Origin of the sequence: Luteimonas rhizosphaericola (genome assembly GCF_029888045.1) — a bacterium.
In the GTDB taxonomy this organism is placed as follows: Bacteria; Pseudomonadota; Gammaproteobacteria; order Xanthomonadales; family Xanthomonadaceae; genus Luteimonas; species Luteimonas rhizosphaericola.
In genome coordinates, this window is the sequence record NZ_JARXRN010000028.1 from 684170 (window position 1) to 709050 (window position 24881).

Sequence of the window (24881 nt, forward strand, 5' to 3'; positions counted from 1 at the left end):
AAAGGGGAAAAACGTGGGGCTGATCACAAAAAGCCAAGCGCCGCTGGTCGGCGTGGACATAAGCTCGACTGCGGTCAAGCTGCTGCAGCTGTCGCGCTCCGGGGACCGCTATCGGGTCGAGCACTACGCCGTCGAGCCGCTCCCGCCCAATGCCGTGGTCGAGAAGAACATCGTCGAGGTCGAGGCGGTGGGTGAAGCCATCCGGCGCGCGGTGTCCCGCTCCGGCACCAAGGCCAAGTTCGCGGCCGCCGCGGTCTCGGGGTCGGCGGTGATCACCAAGATCATCCCGATGCCCGCCGACCTGGACGACGACGACATGGAGTCGCAGGTCGAGCTGGAGGCGGTCAACTACATCCCCTATCCGATCGAGGAAGTGAACCTCGACTTCGAGGTGCTCGGCGCCATGCCCGGCAACACCGAGATGGTGCAGGTGCTGCTCGCGGCGTCGCGTTCGGAGAACGTCGAGATGCGCGCATCGGCGCTAGAACTCGGCGGGCTGACGGCGAAGGTGGTGGACGTCGAGGCGTTCGCGATCGAGAACGCGTTCGGGCTGCTGGCCAACACCCTCAACATCCCGCGCGACGGCATCGTGGCGATGGTCGACGTCGGCGCCACCATGACCACGCTCAACATCCTGCGCAACGGGCGCAGCCTGTACGCGCGCGAACAGGTGTTCGGCGGCAAGCAGCTCACCGACGAGGTGATGCGCCGCTACGGACTGAGCTACGAGGAAGCGGGCCTGGCCAAGCGCCAGGGCGGCCTGCCCGAGAGCTACGAGATCGAGGTGCTGGAGCCGTTCAAGGAGGCGCTGGTCCAGCAGATCAGCCGCCTGCTGCAGTTCTTCTACGCCGGCAGCGAGTTCAACCGGGTCGACCAGATCGTGCTGGCCGGCGGCTGCGCGTCCATCCCCGGCATCGCCGAGATGGTCGAGGAGCAGCTCGGCGTGCAGACGGTCATCGCCAATCCGCTGGCGCAGATGACGCTCGGCTCACGGGTGCAGGCGCACGCGCTGGCCCAGGACGCGCCGGCCCTGATGATCGCCTGCGGCCTGGCCCTGAGGAGCTTCGACTGATGGCCCGGATCAACCTACTCCCGTGGCGCGCGGAGCGCCGCAAGCAGCGCCAGAAGGAGTTCGGCGTCATGCTCGGCCTGGCCGCGCTGGCCGGGCTGGTGCTGTGGTTCGCCTTCAACATGTACTACAACGCGCAGATCTCCGGGCAGCAGGAACGCAATGCCTACCTGGAGCAGCAGATCGCCGAGGTCGACACCAAGATCGTCGAGATCGACGAGCTTGACCGGCAGCGGGCGCGCCTGCTCGCGCGCAAGGAAGTGATCGAGCAGCTGCAGGCCAACCGCTCGCAGATGGTGCACCTGTTCGACTCGCTGGTGCGTACCATTCCCGACGGCGTGATCCTGACCACGATTAAGCAGGAGGGCGAGAAGCTGACGCTCGAGGGTCGTTCGCAGTCCAACTCGCGGGTCAGTACCTACATGCGCAACCTCGAGGGCTCGGGCTGGATGACCAAGCCCGACCTGTCGATCATCGAGGCGCGCGACGGGGTCGCCGGCCTGCCGTACATGTTCAGCCTGTCGGTCCAGCTGGCCAACCCCAACGCGCCCAAGGACGAGGACGGCGACGGCATTCCGGATCCCGTCCCGCCGGTCAACGCCGAGCCCGCCGCGCCGGTCGACCCCGCGGCAGCGCCCGCACCCGCCGTCGAGGCACCCGCCGCAGAGCCCGCAGCCGAGCCCGCAGCCGAGCCGGCGGCGACGCCAGCGACTGTGGAAGGAGGTTCCCGGTGAGCAAGAAGAAAGTGTCGCTGCGAGAGCTCGACGTCAACAACATGGGCAGCTGGCCGCGCGAGTACAAGATCGGCTTCTGCGTGCTGCTTGCGCTGCTGATCTTCGGGCTGCTTTGGTACCTGGTGACCCGCCCGAAGGGTACCGAACTCGAAGGCCTGGAGCGCCGGGAAGTGGAACTGCGCGAGGACTTCGAGAAGAAGCAGGGTCGCGCCGCCAACCTCGAGCCGCTCAAGCAGCAGCTCGCGCAGATGGAACAGCAGCTGCAGCAGATGCTGCGCCAGCTGCCGAGCCGCACCGAGATGCCCGCGCTGATCAACGACATCTCGCAGACCGCGCTGGCCACGGGCATCAGCAACGAACTGTTCAAGCCCGGTCCCGAAGCGCCCAAGGAGTTCTACGCCGAGAAGCCGATCGAGCTGAAGATGGTGGGCACCTACCACCAGTTCGGCGCCTTTGTCAGCGGGGTGGCGTCGCTGCCGCGAGTGGTCATCATGACCATGCACGACATCTCGTTGCGTCCGCGCGGCGCGGGTGGCGATGCACCGGCGGCGATCGGGCCGAACTCGAGCCTGGAGCTCGCGGGCACGGTCAAGACCTACCGCTACCTGGACGAGGAAGAGGCCGCCGCGCAGGAACAGGCCGCGGCCGCGGCTGCCGGGGGGGCACGCTGACATGCGCATGATGTCGAACACGACCGCGACCCTTGTCGCCTGCGCGCTGGCGCTCGCGCTCTCCGGCTGCGTCCGCGGGATCACGAGCGAGCCGGGCGACGCGCCCAACCTCGAGGAGTGGGTCGCCAACGTCAAGGCGCGGCCCGCGCCGCCGCTGGACCCGCTGCCGGTGATGCAGCAGTTCGAAACGTTCGAATACGCCGCGCAGGATCTGCGCGATCCGTTCAGCGCGGTCTTCAGCGACGACGGCACCGGCACCGGTCCGCGGCCCGATTCGAACCGCCGCAAGCAAACGCTCGAGCAGTTCCCGCTCGACAGCCTCGACATGGTGGGCACCCTGCACACCGGTCCGGGAATGGTGGCGCTGGTGATGGCGCCCGACAAGGTGACCTACCGCGTGGCGCCGGGTGCCTACATGGGCCAGAACGATGGCCGGGTGACCAGCGTGCAGGAAGATAGAATCGATCTCGTCGAACTCGTGCCCGATGGCGCTGGCGGCTGGCTTGAACGGCCGGCGTCGGTTGCGCTCGAAGACAATTGATCCAGGGGAAGTCAAAGATGACCGTCACCAAAGTGCGTAACCCGCAGCCGACCCGGCGGGCCTTCCCGGTCCAGGCGCTTGCGTTCGGACTCGTCGCAGGCCTGCTGTCCGCCTCTGCCGCCGCGGGTGCCCCGAATCTGCAGGGACACGTACCCGCGATGATCGCGGTCGCGCAGGCGGCTGCCGCGGACCCCGCCAAGCAGGTGCCCGGCGCGGTCTCGGTGTCGGCGGTCGACTTCAAGCGTGGTGACGGCGGCGCGGGCAAGCTGATCCTGCGTTTCGACGGCGACGGCGCCAACCCCGACCTGCGCACGCAGGGGTCGAACGTCATCGTCAACATCGGCAACGCCTCGCTGCCGGCCGCACTGCAGCGTCCGCTCAACGTCACCGACTTCGCCACCCCGGTCCAGCGCATCGATGCGCGCCAGGGCGGTGAGGGGGCGCAGCTGGTGCTGAGCGCGCAGGGCAACTTCGAATCGATGGCCTACCAGAGCGGCCGCGACTACGTGGTGGAGATCGTGCCGCGCGCGGCGGCCACCAGCGATCGCGCGGTCGGTGCCAGCAGCCCGTCGGCGGTCACGTCCTCGGCCCAGGCATCGGCGACGCGGGCCTACAGCGGCCGCCCGGTGACGTTCAACTTCCAGGACGTGCCGGTGCGCACGGTGCTGCAGCTGATCGCCGAGGAATCCAACCTCAACATCGTCGCCAGCGACACGGTGCAGGGCAACGTGACCCTGCGCCTGATCAACGTGCCGTGGGACCAGGCGCTGGACATCGTGCTGCAGGCCCGCCAGCTCGACAAGCGCCGCAGCGGCAACGTGGTCTGGGTGGCGCCGCAGGCCGAGATCGCGAGCTTCGAGAAGGCGAAGGAAGACGCGCGCCTCGAGCTCGAGGAACGCGCCGAGATGGTCACGGAATACGTGCCGATCAGCTACGGCAACGCCGAGGACATCGCCAAGCTGCTGACCGAGGAAAGCAAGAACAGCATGGGGGGCGGTAGCCAGGGTGGCGGCGGACAGGGCCAGGAAAGCCGCGGCTTCCTGTCCCGGCGGGGCAGCCTGAGCTTCGATCGCCGCACCAACACGTTGCTGGTGATCGATATCCCGCAGCGCGTGTCCGAGATCAAGCGTCTGGTGACCATGCTCGACAAGCCGGTCGACCAAGTGGTGATCGAGGCGCGGATCGTGATCGCGACCGAGAGCTTCGCTCGGGACATCGGAGCTAGGTTCGGTATTCAGGCATCCAAGGATCGCCTCGGCGCATCGGGATCGATTGCCGGTAGCCGTGGCAATGCCGGTGGCGCTGCGAATGATGCTGATCCGCGAGTCCGGCCCGGTCGCGACCTGAATTTCAGCGCTCCTGTCACGACAGCGGGCGCGGGCGCTCTGGCACTTACTATTCTTGGAAATGCAATCGACTGGGATCTCGAATTGTCCGCGCTGCAGGAGGAAGGCCGCGGAGAGATCGTCTCCAACCCGCGCATCGTGACCAGTAACCAGCGGGAAGCCATCATCCGTCAGGGACAGGAGGTCGGCTACCTCACAGTTACTGGAGGTCAGTCGGGCAATATCCCGACGGTTGAATTCAAGGACGTACTGCTGGAGCTCAAGGTGACGCCGACTATCACCAACGACGGACGCGTGTTCCTGGCAATGGAACTGAAGAAAGATGAGATCTTCGACTTCATCGATACCGGCGTGGGCGAGGTTCCGCAGATAAACAAGCGCGAGATCACCACCGCGGTGCTCGTTGAGGATGGGCAGACGGTGTCGATCGGCGGTGTTTACGAGTTTCGCGACCGCAGTGACCTCCGGAAAGTCCCGTTTCTGGGTGATTTGCCCATTCTCGGCAACCTGTTCAAGAATCGCGGACGTGACAGGGAGAAAGGCGAATTGCTGATCTTCGTCACTCCGAAAGTCCTCCGCGTCGCCCAACGCAGCTAGCCGCCGGCATTGAGCCGCGCCGACGGGGCCTTCGGGCCCCGTTCGCGTTTCCATATCCGTGAATGCGAAGCCGGTCAGATGTCCTCCGGCACTGAACCCGGGGGCGCGAGTCTGGTCCAATGCGGGCTGATGCTTCCGCAACCTGGGCGCCATGGACACTTCCCGCGACGAGATTCCCCGCCTGCACACGGCCTTTGCCGCGCTCCGCGACGACCTCGCGGCCGAGATCGTCGGCCAGGCCGCCCTGGTGGAGCGCCTGTTGGTGGCGCTGCTGGCCGACGGCCACCTGCTGGTGGAGGGCGCGCCGGGGCTGGCCAAGACCAGCGCCATCCGTGCGCTGGCGGCGCGGATCGACGCCGACTTCGCCCGGGTCCAGTTCACGCCCGACCTGCTGCCCGCCGACCTCACCGGCACCGAGATCTGGCGTCCGCAGGACGCGCGCTTCGAGTTCGTGCCCGGACCGATCTTCCATCCGCTGCTGCTGGCCGACGAGATCAACCGCGCACCGGCCAAGGTGCAGTCGGCGCTGCTGGAGGCGATGGGCGAGCGGCAGGTGACGGTCGGTCGCCAGACCTATGCGCTGCCGGCGCTGTTCCTGGTGATGGCGACCCAGAACCCGATCGAGCAGGAGGGCACGTTCCCGCTGCCCGAGGCGCAGCTCGACCGGTTCCTGATGCACCTGCGCATCGGCTACCCGCAGGCCGAAACCGAGACCGAGATCCTGCGCCTGGCGCGCGAGCGCGCGCGCCAGGGCCTGCAGTCGGTGCCGCGCGCGGTCACCCGCATGCCGCAGGCCGACGTGTTCGCCGCACGCGCCGCGGTGCTCGATCTGCACCTGGCGCCGGCGGTGGAGCGCTACCTGGTGGAGCTGGTGCTGGCCTCGCGCGATGCCGCACGCTACGACGCGGCGCTGGCGCGCCGCATCGCCTGGGGCGCGAGTCCGCGCGGATCGATCGCGCTCGAGCGCTGCGCGCGGGCCCACGCCTGGCTCGCGGGCCGCGACTTCGTGACTCCCGACGACGTGCGGTCGGTGGCGCCCGACGTGTTGCGCCATCGCATCCTGCCCGGCTACGAGGCGACCGCCGAGGGCTGGGACGGAGAACGCCTGGTGGCCGAGCTGCTGGCGAAGGTGCCGCTGCCGTGAACGCGAGGAAGCATCCGCCGTGGCGGAGGCGTGGGTGCCGGTGAGCGTCCCGCACACCGAAGCGCCAGCGCGCCCGACCTCCGCGGCAGTGGGCGGCGCCGACGGCGTGGTGCCCACGCTCGCCGAGCTGATCGCCTTGCGCAGCGTGGCGCTCGGTTGCCGGCCGCCGCGACGTGCGCGCCACGGTAGCACCGGCCCCGCGCCGTCGCCGCTGCGCGGTCGCGGAATGGAATACGCCGAGTCGCGCGGCTACACGCCGGGCGATGATGCGCGCCACATCGACTGGCGGCTCACGGCCCGCAGCGGCCGCATGCACACCAAGCTGTTCCAGGCCGAACGCCAGCGCCTGACGCTGATCGTCGCCGACACGGCGCCGGCGCTGTACTTCGGCACCCGGGTGCGGTTCAAGTCGGTGCAGGCCGCGCGCGCCGGGGCGGTGGCCGCCTGGGCGGCCCTGCGTGACGGCGACCGGGTGGCCGCCCTGCGCGGCAGCGAGCGCGAACCGCTGGTGCCGCCCGCCGGCGGCATGCGCGGGGTGCTCCGGGTGCTGGATGCGCTGGTGCGCTGGTATGCCGCGCCGCCGGCCGACGATGCCGGGTTGCCCGTGGCGCTGGACCACGCGCGCCGCCTGTTGCGGCCGGGGTCGCGCCTGCACGTGCTGGCCGATGCCGGCAGTCTCGCATCGGTCCCGCCGGCGACCTGGGCCGGGCTGTCGCAGCACAACGAGGTGGCTGTGCTGCTGATCGAGGATCCGCTGGAGCGCGATCCGCCCGCCGCGCGGCTGCCGTTCCTAACCGAGCGCGTTCGGGTGGAGGCGGACCTGGAAGATCCGGGCCAGCGCCAGCGCTGGCGACAGATGTTTCCCGACGCGGTCGCGGCTTCGGCGGCAAGCCTGCGTGCGCGCGGCGTGCGGGTCGACGTGCTGGCCACGGACGCGGCCAGCCATGCCTGGCTGCCGGCATCCGCCAACCCTGGCGTGCGCACGTGACGCCGGTCGATCTGCCGCTGCGCGACGTGCACGAGCCGCATGCGCCGCCCTGGTGGCCGCCGGCGCCGGGCTGGTGGATCGTCGCGGCGGCCCTGTTGCTCGCGCTCGGGGCCTGGCTGGCCTGGCGCGGGTGGCAGGCCCGGCGGCGGCGCCTGGCCGCGCGAGTGTTCGACGATACCCTCGCGCAGGCCCGCACGCCGGCGCAGCAGGTGGCCGCGATCTCGCTGCTGCTGCGCCGCGCGGCGAAACGGATCGATCCGGCCGCGGACACGTTGTCCGGCGACGACTGGCTGAGGCTGCTCGATCGCGGCCTGCCGGGCGGTGGCTTCATCGACGGCCCCGGCGCGCTGCTGCGCGAGGGGCCTTACCGCGCCGACGTCGACCCGTCCGCCGCCGAAGCCCTGCGGACGCTGGCCCGCGCGCGCTTCCTCGACTGGACGACGCGGCGGCGATGAGCGCGGGATTCGCCAGCGGACTGGCGGCGCTGGGCGACCTGTTCGCCTGGCCCTGGTGGCTGCTGGCCATTCCGCTGCCCTGGCTCGCGCGCCGCTGGCTGCCGCCGGTGCGGGACTCCCAGCCGGCGCTGCGGGCGCCGTGGGGCGCGCGGCTGCAGGGTATCGCGCAGGCCGGCCCTGCGCGCGGCGTGCGGAAGATGCCGTGGCTGGCCTGGCTGGCGTGGACGCTGCTGTGCGTCGCCGTGGCGCGACCGCAGTCGCCGGGCGAGGCGGTGCAGCCGCCGGCCTCGGGACGCGAACTGATGCTCGCGGTGGACCTGTCGGGCAGCATGGGCGAGGAAGACATGCGCGTGGGCGGCCGCGTGGTCGATCGCCTGACCGCCGCCAAGGCGGTGCTCGCCGACTTTCTCGACCGGCGCGCGGGCGATCGCGTCGGCCTGATCGTGTTCGGCCAGCGCGCCTATGCGCTGGCGCCGCTGACGCTCGACCGCGACAGCGTGCGGGCCCAACTGCTCGACAGCGTGGTCGGGCTGGCGGGGCGCGAGACCGCCATCGGCGACGCGATCGGGCTCGCGGTCAAGCGCCTTCGCGGCCAGCCGGGCGGCCAGCGCGTGCTGGTGCTGCTGACCGACGGCGTCAACACCGCGGGCCAGCTGGATCCGGAGAAGGCCGCCGAACTCGCGCGCGAACATGGCGTGCGCATCCATACCGTCGCCTTCGGTGGCGACGGCGCCGCGCTCGGCATGTTCGGCATGCAGCTGCCGTCCGGCGCGGCGGAAATCGACGAGGCCGCACTGCAGCGGATCGCCGCCGCGACCGGCGGGCGCGCGTTCCGCGCCCGCGATACCGACCAGCTCGCGGGCATCTACGCCGAGATCGACCGGCTGGAGCCGGTGCTGCGCCCTGGCGAGACGGTGCGCCCGAAGATCGAACGCTACCCGTGGCCGCTGGGGGCCGCGCTGCTGCTCGGGCTGCTGGCGACCTGGCGCCGGCCACGGCAACGCCTGCGCGCCGCGTCCGCGGCCGGAGTCCGGGAGCCGGCGGCATGACCGAGGTTCTTGCCGCGCTGCATTTCCTGCGGCCGCAGTGGCTGTGGGCGCTGCTCGCGCTGCCGCCGCTGGCGGCGTGGTGGCTGGCGCAGCGTCGCCGAGCTGGCATCTGGCGCGCGCACGTGGATGCCCACCTGCTGCCGCACCTGGTCGAGCAGGGCGTCGTGCGGCGCGGCGCGGGCGCGATCGCGCTGCGACTGCTGGCCGTCGCGCTCGCGGTACTCGCGCTCGCCGGCCCGAGTTGGCGGCAGGGCGAGGCCCCGGTGCAGCCGTCGGCGGGCGCGCTGGTGGTCGCGTTCGACCTGTCGGACGCGATGCTGGCGCCCGACCTGCCGCCCTCGCGCCTGCTCCAGGCGCGCGCTTGGCTGGACAGCTTCCTGCGTTCGCGCGACGGCGAGGTCGGGCTGGTCGCTTTCTCTGACGACGCCTACACCGTCGCGCCGCTCACCGACGATGCGGCCAACGTGGCGATCTTCATCGATGCCTTGGCGCCCGACGTGATGCCGGTGGATGGCCACCGGCCGGAGCGCGCGATCCATGCCGCCATGGCGCTGCTCGCCCAGGCCGGCCACCACAGTGGCGACATCCTGCTGGTCACGCATGCGGCCGATGCCGCGGCGGAAGGCGCCGCCGCACGGGCGCTCGGCGCGGGCTTCCGGGTGTCGGTGCTCGGGCTGGGCCGCCCTGCCGGCGCCAGCTACCGGGCGCGCGACGGCAGCCTGCGTCCGTCGCGCCTGGACGCCACGTCGCTGCAGCGCGTTGCCGCCGCCGGCGGCGGCCGCTATGCGACCTTGGCGTCGGGGATGCCCGGACTCGAACTGCCAGCCGATCCCGATCCCTCGGCGACACGGGCGGGGGCGCACGCGACCGGCAGCACGCAGGCGTGGCGTGACGAAGGCTACTGGCTGCTGATCCCGCTGCTCCTGCTCGGGCTGTTCGCCTTCCGGCGAGGGTCCGCGCTGGTGGCACTCACCGCCTGCCTGCTGGTGCCCGTGCCGGCGCTGCGCGCCGCCGAGCCACCTGACGGCACCGCTTGGCGGCGACCCGACCAGGTCGAACACGCGCGCATGCGCGAGGGGCTGGACGCGTATCGCGCCGGCCGCCTCGACGAAGCCGAACGCACCTGGCGAGCGCTGCCCGGCGCCGAGGCCGCCTACAACCGCGGCAATGCGCTGGCGCGCGCGGGACGGCTGGAGCAGGCGATCGCGGCGTATGACGAGGCGCTGAGGCAGCAGCCGGGCATGGAGGACGCGATCGCCAACCGAGCCGTGGTGCAGGCCGCGCTGCAGCGCGATCCGCCTCAGGGTCGCGGCGCGGCGAGGCAGGATCCGGAGGCCGGCGAGGAGCGTTCCGGCGAGGAGGCGGGAGGCGGCGAGGACGCGCAGCCCGCGGACGGCGACGGCCAGCCGGGCGACGCCGGCACGCCACCGCCTGGCCGGCAGCCGGACGAGCCGCGCGAGCAACGTCCCGAACCCGACCGCGCGCCCGAGGCGCCCGACGACCCGCAGGCGCAGGACCAGGCCGATGCCGCCCAGCGCCAGCGCATGCAGCAGGCGCTGGGCGAGGGCGAACAGGCGACGGAAGACGGCGAGACGACCCCCGGCGACCCCGAGCGTGCCGAGACCGACGCCGAGCGCGAACGTCGCCAGGCCGGCGAGGCCTGGCTGCGGCGCGTACCCGACGACCCGGGCGGCCTGCTGCGCGCGCGCTTCCGCCTGGAATACGAACGCCGCACCGGCCGCAGGAGTGCGCCATGACCCGTATCGCAGCATGGCTCGTCGCCTGGACGCTCGCGCTGGCCGCAGCCGCGCCGACGCAGGCGGCGACCCGCGCGTGGCTGGACCGCGACCGCATCGAAGTCGGCGAGACCACCACCCTCAACATCGAGACCGACCAGGCCACTGCGCAGATGCCCGCGTTCGCCGAACTGGTGCCGGATTTCGTGCTCAGCGGGCACAGCAGCAGTCGCGGCACCGAGGTCGCCAACGGCCAGGTGCGCGCGCGGGTCCTGTTCGCGGTGGCGCTGCAGCCGCGGCGCGAGGGCCTGATGACGGTGCCGGCGCTGCGCGTGGGCGACGAATCGACCGCGCCGCTCACGCTCACCGTGGTGCCGGCCTCCACCGCGCCGGCGCGCGCAGGGCAGCCGGTGTTCATCGAGAGCGAGGCCGACACCCGTTCGCCGTGGGTGCAGCAGTCGGTGGGCTACACCTTGCGGCTGTACTACGCCACGCCGCTGGTGTCGGGCCAGCTCGACCAGCCGGCGCCCGAGGGTGCGGCGCTGCAGCGCGTGGGCAGCGACCTGCAGTACAGCCGCGAACTCGCCGGCCGCCGCTATACCGTGGTCGAGCGCCGCTTCGTGATCATCCCCGAACGCAGCGGCACGCTCACCATTCCCGGTGCGCGCTTCGAGGGCACCGGTGTCGGCGGCTTCTTCGACGACATGTTCGGCGACGGCCGCCGCGCGCTGCAGGCCAACGGTCCGCCGACGATCCTGCAGGTGCGCGCCGCGCCGGACGCCGCGCCGCAGCCGTGGCTGCCGCTGCACGGGCTGGAGCTGCGCTACCTCGCCACGCCGCAGTCGCTGCGCGCCGGCGAGGCGGCCACCATCGACGTCGAACTCGTGGCCGACGGCGCCTCGGCCAGCCAGGTCCCCGACCTGACGCTGCCCGCGATCGACGGCGCGCAGGTGTTCCCGGAACCGCCGCAGGTGGACGAGGCGTTCGAGCGCGGCCGCCCGCGTACGCGCGTCACCCGGCGCTTCGCGGTGGTGCCGACGCAGGCGGGAACCCTGCGGGTCGCCGGCCCGCGCCTGCAATGGTGGGACGTGCGCGCCGGCACGGCGCGGACCGCGACGGTGCCGGCGCTGGAACTCGAAGTCGCGCCGGGCGACAGCGCCGTCGCGCCGGTGGACGATGCCGCCCAGGCCGCGTTCGAGGCCGGGCGCGGCGACGCCGCCACAGGCGATGTCCGCACGTGGCGCTGGCTGGCGATGGCCTTCGCGCTGCTGTGGCTGGGCACGCTGGCCTGGTGGCTGCGCGAGCGGCGAACGGCAAGCGCCGCGCGGCCGCTTTCAGGGGCGGACGCGGTGGCCGACGCTGCGCCCGGCGGCGCCCCGTCGACCTCGGCGCGCGACCTCCAGCGCCTGCTGCAGACGGGCGACCTGGGCGAAGTGGAGCTCGCGTTGCTGCGGCTGGCGTCGCCACCCGCGCCCACGCTCGATGCGCTGTCGGAACGTCTCGACGCTGCGGCGCAGCGCGCTGCGATCGCGCGGTTGCAGGAGGCGCGCTGGAACGCGGGCGATCCGGCGGTCGCACGCCAGGCGCTGCGCGAGGCTTTCGTCGCGGGGCCGCGCTGGCGTGCAGCGGTCGCGCCCGACGCCAGCGAACGGCTGCTGCCTCCGCTGTACCCGGGTCAGCGCGACGTACGCTGACGCCGCGGGTGATCCCGCGTCGGGCGTCGAACCGCAGCCTGCACCAGGCAACGCGTCGGGTGCCAGCGGGGGCGCCTGCGGAGGATCCCGCACGCATCGCGGCCTGCACCGTCTCCGCGCAGCACGGGCCTCACACGCCCCGTGGCTTATACGTATGCCGCGCGCGGCGGATCCGGCGCCGCGCCTGGCCCGCATGCCGGTGCGGCGCTGGCGCGGCGGAGGGCCGGCGGGCGCGGTTTGCTAAGCTGCCCCATTCGTTGCAACCGAGACCGAGCCGATGAGCGAACCGTCCACGCCTGCGGCCAAGACGCGCATGCCCCTGCACTGGAAGATCGCGATCGGCTTCGGCGTCGGCCTGCTGCTCGGACTGTTCGTGCACTACGGCATCGGCGCGGATGCGCCGTGGGTCGGGGCGCTCACGCAATACGTGACCACGCCGTTCTCGCAGCTGTTCCTGAGCCTGATCTTCATGCTGATCGTGCCGCTGCTGTTCTCGGCGCTCGTGGTGGGCGTGTCGGAGATGGGCGACGTCGGCTCGCTCGGGCGCATCGGCTGGCGCACGCTGGCCTACACCATCGTGCTGTCGGGCCTGGCGGTGCTGCTGGGCTTGGTGATGGTCAACGTGTTCCATCCCGGCACCGGGGTCGATCCCGCGCTGGCGCAGCAGCTGCTGGCCGAAGGCGCCGAGCGCACCGAGGCGATCGTGCGCGACAGCGCCACCCAGCCCAAGGGCATGGAGATGCTGCTGTCGATCGTGCCGCAGAACGTGATCGGCGCGGCGTCCAACAACGCCAACATCATCGCGCTGATGTTCTTCGCGCTGATGTTCGGGATCGGCCTGGTGCTGACCCAGACCGCGCAGACCTCGGTGCTCAAGCGCGGCATCGAGGGCCTGTTCCAGATCTCCATGACGCTGATCGGCCTGGTGATCCGGCTGGCGCCCTATGCGGTGTTCTGCTTCATGTTCAACCTCGCGGTGCTGTTCGGCTGGGACCTGCTGCTGCGCCTGGGCGCGTACGTGCTGGTCGTGGTCGGCGCGCTCGCGATCCACATGCTGGTGACCTATTCGCTGGCGCTGCGCGCGATCGGCGGCTGGTCGCCGCTGGCGTTCTTCAAGGGCGTGCAGGAAGCCATGCTGATGGCGTTCTCCACCGCGTCGAGCAACGCCACCCTGCCGACCGCGCTGAAGGTGGCCGACGAGAACCTCAAGCTGCCGAAGAAGGTCTCGCGCTTCGTGCTGACCATCGGCGCCACCGCCAACCAGAACGGCACCGCGCTGTTCGAGGGCGTGACGGTGATCTTCCTGGCCCAGTTCTTCAACGTCGACCTCACGCTCGGCCAGCAGGTCATGGTGATGCTGGTGTGCATCCTCGGCGGCATCGGTACCGCGGGCGTGCCTTCGGGTTCGCTGCCGGTGGTGGCCCTGATCTGCGCGATGGTCGGCGTGCCGCCGGAGGGCATCGGCCTGGTGCTGGGCGTGAACCACTTCCTCGACATGTGCCGGACCACGGTCAACGTCACCGGCGACCTGGGCATCGCGGCGCTGGTGTCGAAGGGCGAGCGCGACTCGGAGGTCGATCTCGCGGCCGCGTAGCGAGTCCGCGACACGGTTGCAGCGGTATCGGTTGCGGCCGAAAGCACGTCGAATCCGCGTCCGCCCGCCACATGTCCGGCGGGACATGGGACAATGGCCGCGCCCCGGTTCGTGGGCATTCCCCGCAGCGCATCCATCCCGCCCATGACCCAGCCCAGCCGCAGAGACCTCGCCAACGCCATCCGTTTCCTCGCCATCGACGGCGTCGAGGCGGCCAAATCCGGCCACCCCGGCATGCCCATGGGCATGGCCGACATCGCCGAGGTGCTGTGGAACGATTTCCTGCGGCACAGCCCGGACAACCCGAAGTGGGCCAACCGCGACCGCTTCATCCTGTCCAACGGCCACGGCTCGATGCTGCAGTACGCGCTGCTGCACCTGGCCGGCTACGACCTGTCGATCGACGAGATCAAGCGCTTCCGCCAGCTGGAGTCGAAGACCCCGGGCCACCCCGAGAACTTCATGACGCCCGGCATCGAGACCACCACCGGTCCGCTGGGGCAGGGGTTCGCCAATGCGGTGGGTTTCGCGCTCGCGGAGAAGCTGCTGGCGCAGCGCTACAACAAGCCGGGCCTGGACGTGGTCGACCACCGCACCTGGGTGTTCATGGGCGACGGCTGCCTGATGGAAGGCGTCTCGCACGAGGCCGCGTCGCTGGCCGGCACCTGGGGCCTGGGCAAGCTGGTCGCGTTCTGGGACGACAACGGCATCTCGATCGACGGCGAGGTCAAGGGCTGGTTCACCGACGACACGCCGGCGCGATTCGAGGCCTACGGCTGGCGCGTGATCCGCGGCGTGGACGGCCACGATCCGCAGGAGATCCGCACCGCGATCGAGACCGCGCTCAAGCACGGCGACAGGCCGACCCTGGTCTGCTGCCGCACCACGATCGGCTTCGGCTCGCCGGCCAAGGCGGGCAAGGAATCCTCGCACGGCGCGCCGCTGGGCAAGGACGAGGTCGAGGCCACGCGCAAGGCGCTGGGCTGGAGCCATGGCCCGTTCGAGGTGCCCGAGGCGATCGCCGGGGCCTGGCGCGCGAACGCGAAGGGTGCCGAGCTCGAAGCGGAATGGAACGCGCTGTTCGAGCGTTACGCCGCGCAGAATCCGGCCGAGGCCGAGGAGCTGCAGCGTCGCCTGCGCAGCGAACTGCCGGCCGACTTCGCCGCGGCGGCCGATGCCTACATCGCGAAGCTGCAGGCCGAGGGCCCGGTCGTGGCCTCGCGCAAGGCGTCGCAGATGGCGATCGAGGCCTACGCGCCGCTGCTGCCGGAGCTGATCGGCGGCTCGGCCGACCTGGCGCACTCCAACCTCACACTGTGGAAGGGCAGCCAGCCGGTCACCGGCGGCACGCCCAACGCCAACTACATCAACTACGGCGTGCGCGAGTTCGGCATGACCGCGATCGCCAACGCGCTGTCGATGCACGGCGGCTTCATCCCCTACGACGCCACCTTCCTGGTGTTCAGCGACTACGCGCGCAACGCCGTGCGCATGAGCGCGCTGATGCGCTCGCACGCGATCCACGTCTACACCCACGATTCGATCGGGCTGGGCGAGGATGGTCCGACCCACCAGCCCATCGAGCACCTGGCCTCGCTGCGTTACATCCCCAACAACGACGTGTGGCGCCCCTGCGACGCGGTCGAATCGGCGGTTGCGTGGAAGGCCGCGATCCAGCGCATGGACGGCCCGGCCTGCCTGGTGTTCTCGCGCCAGAACCTGCAGCACCAGCCGCGCTCGGAGCAGCAGGTGGCGGACATCGCGCGCGGCGGCTACGTGCTGCGCGATTCGAACGGCACGCCGGAGATCATCCTGATCGCGACCGGGTCGGAGGTCGAACTCGCCACCCAGGCGGCCGACGTGCTCGGCGACAAGGTGCGCGTGGTGTCGATGCCCTCGACCAACGTGTTCGAGCGGCAGGATGCGGCCTACCGCGAGTCGGTGCTGCCGACGTCGGTGCGCAGGCGCGTGGCGGTGGAGGCGGGCGTCACCGGCTTCTGGCGCCAGTACGTGGGCCTGGACGGCGCGGTGGTCGGCATCGACAGCTTCGGCGCCAGCGCACCGGCGGGCGAGCTGTACAAGCACTTCGGCATCACCGTCGATGCGGTGGTGGAGACGGCGAAAGCGCTGTAGCGAGCTGTCGTCTGTCGGCGCGATCGTTGTCGAGGCGGCGTCGCTCTCCGCGCGCAGTGGCGAGCCTCCGGACGCCCGCCACGGCCTGGCGACCGGGAATCGCTTTCCGCTCGGTCGGGGCTCCTGCCCCGACTCGCGCGCAGGACATCCATGTCGCCGGGCCGCGGCTCATCGCACGCGCGTTATCCGCCTTGCGGCCACTTTCGCAGTCGGCGGTGCAGCGGCAATTCTTCTTGCCGGGACGGCCTCCGGGACGCGGTTCTGACAGACGGCCGCGCGACGTGACATGAACGCAGCGAAGTCGTGTCGCCAGACTCGGGCATGAACCGTGTCCTGCCGCCCGGGATTCGCGGCAAGCAAAACATGGATGTTTTGCGCGCGAGTCAGGGCAGGAGCCCTGACCGAGCGAAGAGCGAGTCCCGGGCGGCAGGACACGGTGTCCCTCCGAAGGCTCGGAACGTCCTATGAGCCTCAAGACCCACCCATCGTGACGCGGCGTCGGTAACCGACCGTCGGAAGAAGATCTGCCGCGCGACCTCAGGAATTCGCGCGATCGTGCTTGCTGCCGCCGCGACAGGTCGGCGAGTCCGGCGCGCCGCCCGCCTGCGCCCATTCGCCGGGCGTGTAGGTGTGCAGGGCGAGGGCGTGGATCTCCTGCATGAGCGGCCCGAGCGTGCGGTAGACCGCCTGGTGGCGCTGCACCGGGCGGCGGCCGTCGAATGCATCGCTGACGATCACCGCCTTGTAGTGCGTCTCCAGCCCCCGGCTGTGCATGTGGCTTTCGTCGAGCACGTCGAGGTGCGCGGGCGACAAGGCCTGCAGGGCCTCGCGGAGGCGGTCGGCTTTCGTGGACATGGGTCGATGATACCTCCGTGCCGCCGCCGGACGCCCTGCCGGTGCGCCGCGATGGCGCACCACTGCGTTGCATTCAGCCGCTGGCCTGCGTGCGGGCCAGGGCGAGGCGCAGCAGGCGCGCCTCGATGCGTTCGCCGATGCCGCGAGGGGCTGCCAGATCCATGCGGGCCAGGGCCTCGTCGTCGCCGGGACCACCGCCGTGCGCGAGCGCGGCAGCGACCGTGGCCAGCTTGCCGCGGCGCGATCCCGTACGCGCCTGCAGCCACGCCAGTGCACGCACGAGGCGCTGCTCGACCTCGGTGAAATCGCTGCCGAGCGGATAGTCGGGCAGGGTGCCGTCGCGCCGGAACGGCGCCAGCGTCTCCGCGAGGCGCTCGCGGGTATGGGCCGACCACTCCGCTGGCATCGCGAAGTCGCCGCGCAGCTTGCGTTCGCGTCGCGCGGTATCGAGCAGCGCGGGCGCGAACCGGGCATCGGTGATCCCCGCCATCGCGATCACGCAGTCCTCGTCGGGCTGGCCGCGCAGGTCGGCGATGCCGTACTCGGTGATGTACAGATCGCGCAGATGGCGCGGGATGGTGGTGTGGCCGTAGTTCCAGCGGATGTTCGACTCCGCCTTGCCGCCGCTTTCGCGGGTCGCGCGCAGAAACAGGGCCGAGCGGCCGCCGGGCAGCGCGTGCGCCATCGCCACGAAGTTGTACTGGCCGCCGACGCCCGACACCACGCGGCCGTCCTCCAGCCCATCGGAGACCGCGGCACCAAGCGCGGTCGCCATCATGCAGGTATTGAAGAAGCGGCCGTCGCGACGCTGCAGGCGTTCCAGGCCTTCGTCCAGACCGTAGAGCTCGTTCACCTCGCTCACGCGCTTCATGCCGATGCCGCGGCGGGTGGCGTCGTCCAGGCCGTGCAGCCAGTCGTAAAAGTCCTGCGAACCAAGATAGAACGCGCCGTGCAGGAACTGGCCGTCACGGTCGAGCAGGTCGAGGTCGAGCGGGCTGGCGCTGCCGTCGTTCACGCGCCGCATCAGCGGCGCCTTGTCCACCACCTTGCGCCGCAGGACGCCCGCGTCCACCAGGCGGCGGAAGCCCTCGTTGATCATTTCGCTGCAGCCGTACAGCCCCTGCCCGAACGGCTCCAGCCCGCCGCTCGCGCGTACGGCCGGATGCGCTTGCAGCGTGGGATCGAGCGCGTGCAGCACGCGCCGGTAGGCGGCGTTGTCGGTGTGCCGCAGCGCGAGCGCGTGGCACAGCGCGTCGGCCAGTGCGCCGATGCCGATCTGCAGCGTGCCGCCGTCGCGCACCAGCGCGCTCGCGTACAGGCCGATCGCGTGTTGGGCATCGCCCACCGGCTGGCGCGGCAGCGCGAACAGCTTCGGGTGCGGCGCCGGCGGCGCGATCACCAGGTCGAACCAGTCCGCGTCCACCACCGCCGTGCCGTCCAGCCACGGCAGGTGCGGGTCGATCTCGGCCACCAGCAGCGGGCGCGGGTGGCCGGCGGCGACGATCGCGTCGACCGCGTCGAAGGTCAGGTCGGTGTTGGACGACAGCGACAGCCGCGTCGCGTCGGCATTCGCCGCCACCTTCTGCACGATGCAGTTGACGCCGCGGTCGGCCAGCGCCCGAGCGACATGGGTGTAGTTGAGGCTGGCGTAGCGCCGCTGCGCCTGCGCCGAGCCGAGCATCGCGCCGGACTGCAGGTAGAACTCCTCCACCGACACGTGCGCCGGCAGGGCGTCTCGACGCAGCGCCTCCACGTAGGCCAGGCGCGGGAAGTCCGCGCCGAACTGGCGCTCGGCGAACGGGCCCATGAACCGGCGCGCCAGCCCGGGCGGCGCGGGCGGCGGGTCGAGCGAGAGCGCGGTGTAGAGCGTCATCGGCCGCGCGGGGTCGGCGGCCACGCGGGCGTACAGGGCGTTGAGCAGCCGGTGCGGTTTGCCCAGCCCCAGCGGCGCGCCGATGTGCAGCGCGGGCGGGAGCCGGGCCAGCATCGCGGCGACCGCCGTGTCGAGGTCTTCGAACCGCAGCGTCATCGGCACGCTCCCCTCACTGCTCGAGCATCTCGGGGCGGAACAGGCGCCGGCGCGAGACTTCCCGTCCGGACACCATGAACCGGCCTTCGCCGCGGTAGTGGATCGTGCGCGGATGCGCCGGCGTCGTCGCCGCGCGCGCCCGCAGCACGCGCCAGACGAACAGCGGGTAGTCGCGCGTGATGCGGGTCTCGTGCAGCGCGCACTCGAAGGTGGCATGGCACTGCGCGATGCCGGGCGCCGCCACCTGTCGCGACGGGACCGCGCGCAGCCCGAACCGTTCGAACTTGTCCACCTCGCGGCTGGAGCAGTTGCCGATGCCGACCACCGCATCGAGCAGCGGCTCGGTAGGCAGGTTCAGCGTGCACTCGCGGCTGCGCCGCGCCAGCGCATGGCTGTGGTTCGCGTCCCAGAGGTAGGTGCCGACCAGGTCGTAGCCCAGCATCATGTGCCAGCCCAGGGTCATGATCGCGCGCTCGTCCTTCCACTGAGCGCACAGCAGCAGCACCGGGCCGGGTTCGAGGAAGCGTCGCGTGCGCTCGACCGGGAACGGGCGCTTGCGGACGGACGGAAGGGTGGATTCGACGCGGCTCACGTGCGCCAGCATGCAGGCCGGCGTGCGAACGTGGTGTCATGCCAGCACGTGGACGGCGTCGGCCAGGCGGCGCACGTCGTCCTGGGTGTGGCTGACGTAGACCATCGGCAGGCGCACCTCGTCGCGCACCTTCTGCAGCCAGGGAATCAGCTCCTCGCGCCGCGCCTGGTCGAGCGCGGACAGCGGCTCGTCGAACAGCAGGATCGCCGGCTGCGACAGCAGCGCGCGCCCGATCGCCACCCGTTGCGCCTCGCCGCCGGACAGATGCTCCGGCCTCCGAGCCAGCAGGTGGCCGATGCCGAGCAGCGCGACCACCGGGTCGAGTTCGAACGCGGTCGATCCGGCGCGCGCGCCGTGGCGGCCGTAGCTCAGGTTCGCGCGCACGTCGCGGTCGGGGAACAGGCGCGGCTCCTGGAACACGTAGCCGATGCGGCGGCGATGCGTCGGCACGTCGATGCGCGCCGCGCTGTCGAACAGGACGCGTTCGTCGATGGCGATCCGGCCACGGGCCGGCCGCGCCAGCCCGGCGATGGCGTTGAGCACCGAGGTCTTGCCGGCGCCGGAAGGCCCGGTCAGCGCGAGCACGCGCGCGTCCTCGACGATCCGCACCTCGCGTTCGAACCGGCCGAGCCGCAGCTGGATGTCGATGTCCAGCATCAGTCGCGCGCCTCGCGTCGCTGGCGCCGCACCAGCCATTCCGAGGCCATCAGCGCGGCCAGCGAGATCGCCAGCGCCACCAGCGCCAGCCGCCAGATGCCGCCTTCGCCGCCGGGCGCCTGCATCAGGCCATAGATGGCCGACGACAGCGTGCGCGTCTCGCCCGGGATGCTGGACACGAAGGTGATCGTGGCGCCGAACTCGCCCAGCGCCTTGGCGAACGCCAGCACGCCGCCGGCCACGATGCCCGGCCAGGCCAGCGGCACCGTGACCGTGAAGAACACCCGCAGCGGCGAGGCCCCCAGGGTGGCGGCGGCCTGTTCCAGGCGCCGGTCCACCGCCTCGATCGACAGCCGGATCGCACGCACCATCAGCGGGAAGCCCATGATCGCGCTCGCCAGCGCCGCGCCGGTCCAGCGGAACGCGAGCGAGATGCCGAAATGGTCCGCCAGCACGCGCCCGATGGCGCCGTTGTGGCCCAGGGCCACCAGCAGCGCGTAGCCCACCACCACGGGCGGCAGCACCAGCGGCAGGTGCACCAGTGCATCGAGCAGCGACTTGCCGAAGAAGCGGCGCCGCGCCAGCAGCCACGCCACCGCGATTCCGGGCGGCAGGCTGGCAAGCGAAGCGGCCACCGCCACCTTCAGGCTGAGCGCGATCGCGGTGGTTTCCTCGGGCGTGAACACGTGCGGCCGGCCTCAGCGCAGGACGAAGCCATGACGGCGGAAGATGGCGCCGGCCTCGGGCGACTGCAGCCAGTCGATGAAGGCCTGTGCCTGCGGATGCGCGCTGGCACGGATGCGGGCCACGGGGTAGGCGATGTCCGGATGACTGCCGGCGGGAAAGGTCGCGAGCACCTTCACCCGCGGTTCGGCGCGCGCGTCGCTCGCGTAGACCACGCCCAGCGGCGCTTCGCCGCGGGCGACCAGCAGCAGCGCCGCGCGCACGTTCTCGGTCTCGGTCACACGCGGCTGCAGCGTCTTCCAGAGCCCCAGTGATTCGAAGCCGGCGCGGGCGTACTTCCCGGCCGGGACGCTGTCGGTCAACGCCAGTGCGAGCCGGCCGTCTTCGCCGAGCAGCGGCTGCAGGTCGACGCGTCGCGTGAGCTCCAGCGCCTGCGCACCGCTTCCGCCGGGCGCGACCAGCACCAGCGTGTTGCCGAGCAGGTCCACGCGCGTGGCCGGATCGACCAGTGCCCGTGCCTGCAGCCAGTCCATCCACTCGCGGTCGGCGGACACGAACACGTCCGCGGGCGCGCGCTGGTCGATCTGCCGCGCCAGTGCGGAACTGCCGGCATACGACACCCGCACCGCCTGCCCGCTGTGGTCTTCGAATGCGGCAGCGGCCGCGTCCATCGCCCCGGCGAGGCTGGCGGCTGCGAACACCAGCAGCGGCGGGGACGGCGCCCCGGCGACCGCGGCGGGTCCGGCGTCGCGGCCGCAGGCGGCGAGCGTCGCGCACAGCAGGGACGCGGCGAGCAACGCCCGGACCATGGCCGCGACCGGCGCGCGCGCCTCGTCGCGCCGGCTCATGGCGCCAACACCACGGTGATCGCATCGAGCTGGCGCACGCCGCGCACCGCAAGGGCGTCGCCGGGCACCGGCAGGCGCAGTGGCCCGGTATCCGGGTCCAGTGCCCTGCCGTCGCAGCGATCCACCACGTAGGCGGCGCGTCCGCCGGTGCCCGGATCGAGTTCGGCCAGCGAGAACAGCGCCCGGCTGCCGTCGCGCGCGTCCGCCAGCACGTAGCGCAGCAGGTGCGCACCTGCGAGCGGCCCTTCCGGAACGGCGCCGGTGGCGCGCAGCAGCGCCATCAGCGGGACGCCTTCGCATCGCAGCGTGGTGCCGTCCACCCGCGCCGCCACGGGCTCGCGCGGCAGCGCGGCCATGACGTCCGCATCGAGCGGGACCGAGACCGGTGAAGCGATCTCTCCCGGCCGCGGCAGCGAGGCGCGCAGCGCTGGATCCTGCGACTGTGCGTGCGCCACGGCCGCCAGCAGGGACACGGCCACGCAAGCGACCGCCGGCAGGCGTCGGGGCGGATGGACAGGTCGATCCATGCGGCAGGCGGGCGTGGGAGCGATGGGCGGCACTATAGCGGTCGACGTCACGGCGCAGAGGCAGGGCGCGGCCTCGCCGGAGCGCTTCGTGGTGTCGCTGCGGCCGCCCGTTCGCGATGCGTCCCCGTGGACGCAGCGAGGCCGCGGGCTCCGGCCGGACGTCGCGACGTGCGGTCGAAGCAGGCGTAGAGTGTGGGAAGCAATCCCGGGAGAACTGCCATGCGTGGTCGGATCGTTCGGCACCGTGTCGGGTGCGCCCTCGGGCTGCTCGCCGCCGCCCTGCTGGCCGGTGGCGCGGCATCGGCGCATGAACCCGCCGAGGTGTCGCGCCTGTCGATGGCGTCCGGGCCGGCGGTCCCGGGGCTGCGGACGCCGCGGCCGGGACTGCTGACCGCCGGCCAGCCCGACGCCGCCGCATGGCGCGCGCTGGCGGACGAGGGCGTGGTGGCCGTGATCAATCTCAGGCCCGGGACGGAGGTGCCGAATCGGGACCTGGCGGCGGAAGTCGGCGAAGCCGGGCTCGCCTACCACGCGATTCCGGTGGCCGGCGCGGACGGCCTCACGGACGCCAATGCGGATCGCCTGTGGAGGCTCGTGCACGACGCACCGGGCACGGTGCTGGTGCACTGCGCCACGGCCAACCGGGCCGGCGCGCTGCTCGCCCTGGGTGCGGCCCGCGCGGGCGGCATGTCGCCCGCGGATGCGCTGGCCTTCGGTCGTGCCGCCGGGCTGGCCAGTCCGGCCCTGGAAGCGCGGGTGCGGGAACGGCTCGGTCTGCCGGCGGACGCGCAGGCCGACTGAGCGCGTCGTCCGCGCGGCTGGTCGCTGCGCGCTCGGCCTCGCGCGTGGCGGAGGCCGGCCGGATCCCGGGCGCCGCACCGGTCGATGGAAGCGCCGACGACATGACCCGATCGTGGCGGGCGCTGGCCGAGCCGCCCGAATGCGACCGCCGCAACGACACCCGATCGCGGCATCACGACGCAGCGCAGGACGTTCAAGCCGGCGTCCGCGCAGCGGGACAGGCCCATTGATGCGCATGTCGGACTTTTCCTACACGCGCGGGCGTCGCCGTCCGATGGTGGCCGCGGTCGGTCGCGGGCACGCTGTGTCTGCCCCGGCAGCGCGCGAGGACGATGGAACGACGCTGCACGGATGCCGGTCGCGACCGACAGGATCGCCGGTCGTGCCGGGGCACCTGTCTTCCCTGGGTGTCCGTGCATGGTTCGCGAACTGATCGAGATCGAGGCTGCCGGCGACGGCTGGCTGGTGCGCAGCGGCGGCACCTGCCTGGTGTGCGTGACCAAGCTGCAGGCGATCGAACGCGCGCATGCGCTGGCCGAGCGGCGCTACGCCGAGACCGGATGCCCTACCGGCGTCCGCGTCCCCGTGGCCGGCGACGTCCGCCTGATCCTCGGCACCTGCGGCTGAAGGCGCTCGCGTCGACGCGGCGTGCCTGCGCGATCCCAGGCCAGGTTCCACCCTCGCGGCGGATTCCGCTGCTCAACCCGGATGGATGGCGGCCGCTATCCCGCGTGCCTGTTCGCGCAGCTCGGGGATCGCGATGCTTTCCCACAGCTCGCCGATGCGCAGCGCGCCGATCACGTGCAGGTGCGGATCGGGGCGACCGCGGGCATCCACCACCTGCCCATCGGCCGTGCTCGCGATCCCGATGCCGAGCGGCCCGGGCAGCACCGTGCCGCGCGCGCGCAGCGCCTGCAGCAGCGTGCCGGGACGCAGATCGATATTGGTTTCCACCCCGGTCGCGTTGACGATCCAGTCGGCGTGGCGCATATGCTCGCGCCCCGCGTGGCGGGGCTTGAAGTGGACGCAGCTGCCGCCGGCGGGATCCGCGGTGACGGCGCGCAGGCGTCCGGCGGCGATCTCCAGCCGGCCATCGGCGCGCAGAACCTCGAGCGTGGCGGCGACCTCGGGCGCGATGCGGTGGCGGTGGATGTCCCAGTAGCGCACGGCATGGCGCAGGAAGCGTCGGCGCTCGACGGCATCCAGCGAGCGCCAGAGCCGCTGCCCGTGCGGACGCAGCCGGTCCAGGCTCCACTGCCACGGCTCTCCCGCGGCCACCGCCGTGTCGATGCGCTGGCGCAGCAGCTGCCAGCGTGCGCGCACGCCCAGCGGCAGCCACTCGTCCACGCCCGCGTCGGCGTGCGGCCCCGGCGCCGCGTGCGGAAGCGGGGCGAGGCCGTGCCGCGACAGCACCAGGACGCGGCCGCGATGTCCTGCGGCGGCGAGCGTGAGTACGGCATCGACCATGCTCAGCCCGGAGCCGAGGATGCATACGTCGGCATCCGGGGGAACGGTCGCCACCGCGGAGTCGTCCCAGGCCTCGGCGATGCGTACGCCAGGGTGCAGCAGGTACGCCGGCAGCGGGCGCGGTGCGTTGCCGACGGCGAGCACGACATGCGGGGCGGCCAGTGGTGCGCCCGCATCGAGGTGTACGCGATAGCCACGTCCGCTGCGCTCGATGTCGACCGCATGCGCGCGCACATGGACGATGGCCTCGCCAGACGCCAGCGACGACAGCGTGTCGCGCAGGTAGCGCGCGTAGTCGCGGCGCGGCATGAACCGGGGTGCGAGTTCGTCGGCCGAGCCGGCGCCGGCGCGTTCGAGGAATTGCAGGAAGTGGTCGGGCTGCTCCGCGATCGCGCTCATGCGCGCGGCGACGACGTTGAGCAGGTGCTCCGGCTGCCGGGTCGCGTAGGCCGCGCCGCGGGCCAGCTCCGCGTCGGGCTCGACGATCGCGATCCGCGCACCGGCTACGCCCTGCATCAGCAAGCGGATCGCGACCAGCACGCCCGCCGCGCCGCCGCCGACGATCACCGCATCGAACATGTCCTCATCGGGACCGGGATCTGGCGTCATGCAGGCGGACAGGCGGGCACATGGCCGGCATTGTCGCATCCGCTCCGCCGCCGCGGACGCC

23 protein-coding genes are annotated in these 24881 nt (G+C 71.9%); 15 read left to right on the forward strand and 8 right to left on the reverse strand.

The window, feature by feature from the left end:
* Positions 1-13 precede the first annotated feature (13 nt).
* The 13 genes from QFW80_RS15720 to tkt all read left to right on the forward strand — a co-directional run bounded on the left by QFW80_RS15720 (position 14) and on the right by tkt (position 15751).
* Positions 14-1072: a pilus assembly protein PilM gene (locus tag QFW80_RS15720; RefSeq protein ID WP_280603080.1), complete on the forward strand. Its 1059-nt coding sequence runs from the start codon at positions 14-16 to the stop codon at positions 1070-1072.
* Positions 1072-1803: a PilN domain-containing protein gene (locus QFW80_RS15725; RefSeq protein WP_280602911.1), complete on the forward strand. Its 732-nt coding sequence runs from the start codon at positions 1072-1074 to the stop codon at positions 1801-1803. The genes QFW80_RS15720 and QFW80_RS15725 overlap by 1 nt, the downstream gene beginning before the upstream one ends.
* Complete coding sequence (locus QFW80_RS15730; RefSeq protein ID WP_280602912.1) at positions 1800-2474, forward strand: type IV pilus inner membrane component PilO; 675 nt, start codon at positions 1800-1802, stop codon at positions 2472-2474. The genes QFW80_RS15725 and QFW80_RS15730 overlap by 4 nt, the downstream gene beginning before the upstream one ends.
* Before the next feature lie 10 nt (positions 2475-2484).
* On the forward strand, positions 2485-3015 hold the full coding sequence (locus QFW80_RS15735; protein ID WP_425603599.1) for a pilus assembly protein PilP: 531 nt from the start codon (positions 2485-2487) through the stop codon (positions 3013-3015).
* A 17-nt stretch (positions 3016-3032) separates the two neighbouring features.
* Positions 3033-4958, forward strand: a complete 1926-nt coding sequence (locus QFW80_RS15740; protein ID WP_280602914.1) for a type IV pilus secretin PilQ — start codon at positions 3033-3035, stop codon at positions 4956-4958.
* Between the two features lie 151 nt (positions 4959-5109).
* Positions 5110-6102, forward strand: a complete 993-nt coding sequence (locus tag QFW80_RS15745; RefSeq protein ID WP_280602915.1) for an AAA family ATPase — start codon at positions 5110-5112, stop codon at positions 6100-6102.
* A 40-nt stretch (positions 6103-6142) separates the two neighbouring features.
* The gene (locus QFW80_RS15750; RefSeq protein ID WP_280602916.1) at positions 6143-7090 is read left to right on the forward strand and encodes a DUF58 domain-containing protein; all 948 of its coding nucleotides are present in this window, start codon (positions 6143-6145) and stop codon (positions 7088-7090) included.
* Positions 7087-7545, forward strand: coding sequence for a DUF4381 family protein (locus QFW80_RS15755; RefSeq protein ID WP_280602917.1), 459 nt, complete (start codon positions 7087-7089; stop codon positions 7543-7545). Before QFW80_RS15750 ends, QFW80_RS15755 begins: the two co-directional genes overlap by 4 nt.
* Complete coding sequence (locus tag QFW80_RS15760) at positions 7542-8594, forward strand: vWA domain-containing protein (protein WP_280602918.1); 1053 nt, start codon at positions 7542-7544, stop codon at positions 8592-8594. Before QFW80_RS15755 ends, QFW80_RS15760 begins: the two co-directional genes overlap by 4 nt.
* On the forward strand, positions 8591-10351 hold the full coding sequence (locus tag QFW80_RS15765) for a VWA domain-containing protein (RefSeq protein WP_280602919.1): 1761 nt from the start codon (positions 8591-8593) through the stop codon (positions 10349-10351). Before QFW80_RS15760 ends, QFW80_RS15765 begins: the two co-directional genes overlap by 4 nt.
* Positions 10348-12024, forward strand: a complete 1677-nt coding sequence (locus QFW80_RS15770; RefSeq protein WP_280602920.1) for a BatD family protein — start codon at positions 10348-10350, stop codon at positions 12022-12024. Before QFW80_RS15765 ends, QFW80_RS15770 begins: the two co-directional genes overlap by 4 nt.
* A 277-nt stretch (positions 12025-12301) precedes the next feature.
* Positions 12302-13618 carry a dicarboxylate/amino acid:cation symporter gene (locus QFW80_RS15775; RefSeq protein ID WP_280602921.1) on the forward strand — a complete coding sequence of 439 codons (1317 nt, stop codon included), beginning with the start codon at positions 12302-12304 and terminating at the stop codon, positions 13616-13618.
* Between the two features lie 144 nt (positions 13619-13762).
* Positions 13763-15751 carry a transketolase gene (gene tkt / locus QFW80_RS15780; RefSeq protein ID WP_280602922.1) on the forward strand — a complete coding sequence of 663 codons (1989 nt, stop codon included), beginning with the start codon at positions 13763-13765 and terminating at the stop codon, positions 15749-15751.
* 537 nt (positions 15752-16288) lie between these two features.
* On the opposite strand, the gene QFW80_RS15785 is transcribed toward tkt, so the two are convergent.
* The 7 genes from QFW80_RS15785 to QFW80_RS15815 form a co-directional block, all read right to left on the reverse strand.
* The gene (locus tag QFW80_RS15785) at positions 16289-16606 is read right to left on the reverse strand and encodes a BolA family protein (RefSeq protein ID WP_280602923.1); all 318 of its coding nucleotides are present in this window, start codon (positions 16604-16606) and stop codon (positions 16289-16291) included.
* A 73-nt stretch (positions 16607-16679) separates the two neighbouring features.
* Positions 16680-18635 carry an acetyl-CoA hydrolase/transferase C-terminal domain-containing protein gene (locus QFW80_RS15790; RefSeq protein WP_280602924.1) on the reverse strand — a complete coding sequence of 652 codons (1956 nt, stop codon included), beginning with the start codon at positions 18633-18635 and terminating at the stop codon, positions 16680-16682.
* A 13-nt stretch (positions 18636-18648) separates the two neighbouring features.
* The gene (locus QFW80_RS15795) at positions 18649-19227 is read right to left on the reverse strand and encodes a flavin reductase family protein (RefSeq protein ID WP_280602925.1); all 579 of its coding nucleotides are present in this window, start codon (positions 19225-19227) and stop codon (positions 18649-18651) included.
* A 36-nt stretch (positions 19228-19263) separates the two neighbouring features.
* Positions 19264-19884: an ATP-binding cassette domain-containing protein gene (locus QFW80_RS15800; RefSeq protein ID WP_280602926.1), complete on the reverse strand. Its 621-nt coding sequence runs from the start codon at positions 19882-19884 to the stop codon at positions 19264-19266.
* Positions 19884-20570: a molybdate ABC transporter permease subunit gene (modB, locus tag QFW80_RS15805; protein WP_280602927.1), complete on the reverse strand. Its 687-nt coding sequence runs from the start codon at positions 20568-20570 to the stop codon at positions 19884-19886. The genes QFW80_RS15800 and modB overlap by 1 nt, the downstream gene beginning before the upstream one ends.
* A gap of 12 nt (positions 20571-20582) precedes the next feature.
* A complete protein-coding gene (modA, locus tag QFW80_RS15810; protein ID WP_425603600.1) occupies positions 20583-21377 on the reverse strand; it encodes a molybdate ABC transporter substrate-binding protein in 795 nt (264 codons plus the stop codon).
* A 35-nt stretch (positions 21378-21412) separates the two neighbouring features.
* The gene (locus QFW80_RS15815; protein WP_280602929.1) at positions 21413-21895 is read right to left on the reverse strand and encodes a hypothetical protein; all 483 of its coding nucleotides are present in this window, start codon (positions 21893-21895) and stop codon (positions 21413-21415) included.
* 267 nt (positions 21896-22162) lie between these two features.
* Here QFW80_RS15815 and QFW80_RS15820 point away from each other — a divergent pair, with 267 nt between their 5' ends.
* The gene (locus tag QFW80_RS15820) at positions 22163-22744 is read left to right on the forward strand and encodes a protein tyrosine phosphatase family protein (RefSeq protein WP_280602930.1); all 582 of its coding nucleotides are present in this window, start codon (positions 22163-22165) and stop codon (positions 22742-22744) included.
* A 417-nt stretch (positions 22745-23161) separates the two neighbouring features.
* Positions 23162-23371 carry a hypothetical protein gene (locus QFW80_RS15825; RefSeq protein WP_280602931.1) on the forward strand — a complete coding sequence of 70 codons (210 nt, stop codon included), beginning with the start codon at positions 23162-23164 and terminating at the stop codon, positions 23369-23371.
* Positions 23372-23443: 72 nt separating this feature from the next.
* Here QFW80_RS15825 and QFW80_RS15830 read toward each other — a convergent pair whose 3' ends face one another.
* Positions 23444-24820, reverse strand: coding sequence for an FAD/NAD(P)-binding protein (locus QFW80_RS15830; RefSeq protein WP_280602932.1), 1377 nt, complete (start codon positions 24818-24820; stop codon positions 23444-23446).
* Positions 24821-24881: the final 61 nt, after the last annotated feature.